2 protein-coding genes and 1 pseudogene are annotated in these 2,744 nt (G+C 64.9%); 1 reads left to right on the top strand and 2 read right to left on the bottom strand.

Annotated features, from left to right (window positions below; genetic code table 11):
• Positions 1–352 precede the first annotated feature (352 nt).
• Complete coding sequence (locus tag ACP7AU_RS17550; RefSeq protein WP_426052255.1) at positions 353–1,228, bottom strand: aldo/keto reductase family oxidoreductase; 876 nt, start codon at positions 1,226–1,228, stop codon at positions 353–355.
• Positions 1,229–1,322: 94 nt separating this feature from the next.
• Here ACP7AU_RS17550 and ACP7AU_RS17545 point away from each other — a divergent pair, with 94 nt between their 5' ends.
• Complete coding sequence (locus ACP7AU_RS17545; RefSeq protein WP_426052254.1) at positions 1,323–2,261, top strand: LysR family transcriptional regulator; 939 nt, start codon at positions 1,323–1,325, stop codon at positions 2,259–2,261.
• A 368-nt stretch (positions 2,262–2,629) separates the two neighbouring features.
• Here ACP7AU_RS17545 and ACP7AU_RS17540 read toward each other — a convergent pair.
• Positions 2,630–2,744: pseudogene (locus ACP7AU_RS17540) on the bottom strand (IS5/IS1182 family transposase); the annotation flags it as partial.

Below are 2,744 nucleotides of genomic sequence, written 5' to 3'. Positions count from 1 at the left end.
GAAGAACGCCCACTCCGCATCCGACATCAAACCACGAACCATGGCTGCTCTCCGCAAAGAACAGCCTTGAATCAGCGATCAGCTGATTTGGGAATCCACTTTGTCCACATCACCTAGACTGTCGCACCGTTGTTTCGGCGAGGCTTTGGCCGGCGGGTCAAGACGCCGTTTGGGTCGGCGATGGTCAACGATCCTGTTATCTTCACACCCAAGCGGGAACCCTTCCGGGAATGGGGCTTAGGCGCAAAGCGGGGGGAGGGGGATGTCCGATCCTGACTCACAGCGGGTTTCAAAAATTTCCGCCTTCTGCGCCCAAAGAGACTGTTTTGTCCCACTCACCCTTCGGGAAGGGTTAGCCCGCGCCGATCCGATCCAACCTCGCCACGGCCTCCGCCGACAGCACAAGATCGGACGCCTTTAGGTTTTCTTTCAGGTGGCTGACCGACGAGGTGCCGGGGATCAGCAACAGGTTGGGCGAGCGTTGCAGCAGCCAGGCGAGGGCCACCTGCATCGCCGTTGCCCCCAGTTCGGCCGCGAGTTCCGACAGGGCGCCGGATTGCAGCGGCGTGAACCCGCCAAGGGGGAAATAGGGCACATAGGCGATGCCTGCTTGGGCAAGATCGGACACCATGGCGTCATCCTCGCGGTGGGCGAGGTTGTAGAGGTTTTGCACGCAGACGATCTCGGCCATGCCCCGCGCCTCGGCGATCTGGGTCGGGGTCACGGTGCTGAGACCGATGTGGCGAACCAGGCCCTGTTTCTGCAGATCGACTAGGGTCGACAGGGGTTCGGCGATCGACCCCTCGCCCGGTCCATGGCCGTCGCCCGACCCCATGATGCGCAGGTTGACGACGTCCATCGCCTCCAGACCGAGGTTCCGCAGATTGTCGGACACCGCGCTGGTCAGTTCCGCCGCCGACATGGCCGGCAGCCAAGCCCCGGTCCCATCCCGTCGCGCCCCGATCTTGGTCACGATCGTCAGGTCGTCGGCATACGGGTGAAGGGCCTCCCGGATGATCTGGTTGGTCAGGTGCGGGCCGTAGAAGTCCGAGGTGTCGATGTGATTGACCCCAGCCTCGACCGCGGCGCGCAGCACGGCGACGGCGCCCTCGCGGTCGCGCGGCGGACCGAACACGCCGGGTCCCGCCAACTGCATCGCGCCATAGCCCATGCGGCGGACCGTGCGGTCTCCCAGGGTGAAGGTTCCGGCTTTGTCGAGCGTTGTCATTGGAGATCTCCTCGTCTGGTGAAGCCTATGTGCGCCTCTCGCTTTCGTGCGATAAGTCGAGGCAATCAGAACAGGCTGTGCGGAAAAACGAACAATGGCGGCGGACCTCGGCGACCTGAACGCCTTCGTCGCGGTGGCGCGCGCGGGCGGCTTTCGACAAGCAGGCCGGGCTACAGGGCTCAGCGCCTCCGCCCTAAGCGAGACGGTTCGGCGGCTGGAGGACCGGTTGGGCTTGCGCCTTCTGAACCGCACGACCCGCAGCGTGGTTCCTACCGAGGCCGGCCGTCGCCTGCTCGACCGCCTCGGCCCCGCGATCGGTGAGGTCGAGGCTGCGTTGGACGCGATAAAAGCCTTGATCGACCGGCCGGCGGGTACCCTGAAACTGAACGTACCGGTTAGCGCTGCTATCATGGTTCTGCCCGACATCGTGCCCGCCTTTCTGAAGGCCTATCCGGACATTGTGCTGGAACTGGTTGCCGAGGAGCGGTTCGTCGACGTGCTGGCCGCCGGTTGCGACGCCGGCATCCGCTACGAAGAACGGCTGGACCAGGACATGATCGCCGTCCCCATCGGCCCACGCCGCCAGAGGTTCGCCGCCGCGGCCTCACCCGCCTATCTCGCTCAGCGCGGCAAGCCCAAGCAACCGCGCGACCTGCTGCAACACGACTGCCTGCGCGGCCGGGGCTCCAGCGGCGCCCTCTTGCCCTGGGAGTTCGAGCGCGACGGCGAGATCGTCATGATTGATCCGCCCGGGCCCCTGATCGTCAACCTGGGCGCGGCCGTCGAGGTGATCGTTCAGTCCGCCATCGCAGGGACAGGCGTCGTGTTCCTGTTCGAGGACTGGCTGCGCCCGCATCTGGACAGCGGCGCCCTGGAGCCTGTCCTGCCCGACTGGTGGCAGGAATTCTCGGGGCCGTTCCTCTACTATCCCGGTCGCCGCCACGTCCCGGCCCCGCTCCGCGCCTTTGTGGACTTCATCAAGGCGGACCGGGCCTTGCCGATCGGCGACCGCGCCGCCGCACAAGCTTCCTAGATGACCGTGGCGCCCGACAGTATGCGGGCGCTCTCTTCGCGGCGGGCCTCGTCGTCGAGCGTGTCGACCGTCGTCGTAGTCATCCCGGCGGCATCGGCCTTGCGCGGCTACCAGGGGGGGCTGTGGTTCACGACCAGGACCTGGGCCCGAATCAATAGGCAGAGGCGGGCTCGGCAAAGCGGGTATTTCGGCGAAGGCTTACACAGCCATCAGCGATCGGTGCGGGAGCGAGCCTCCCAGCAAATCTGAATGTCGCCTTTCAAGATGGCTCCCGAAGTCCGCTTCTGGCGCTTATCCAACCTAAATATCTGACGGCCAAACACTTCGGGTTTCAGTAGCCCGTGTTCCGGCCCGGGACCGAGAAAGTCCTAGGTGGTGTGGACAAAGTGTCTGATCCACAGTCGGATGGATGCGACGACGACGAAGCCGAGGAAGCTGTCGGCGGTCTTGTCGTATCGGGTAGCCAGTCGTCGGCTGTGTTTG

The sequence above is a fragment of the Brevundimonas sp. SL161 genome (assembly GCF_049896985.1).
Classification (GTDB): domain Bacteria; phylum Pseudomonadota; class Alphaproteobacteria; order Caulobacterales; family Caulobacteraceae; genus Brevundimonas.
This window is presented reverse-complemented; position numbering and strand designations above follow the sequence as displayed.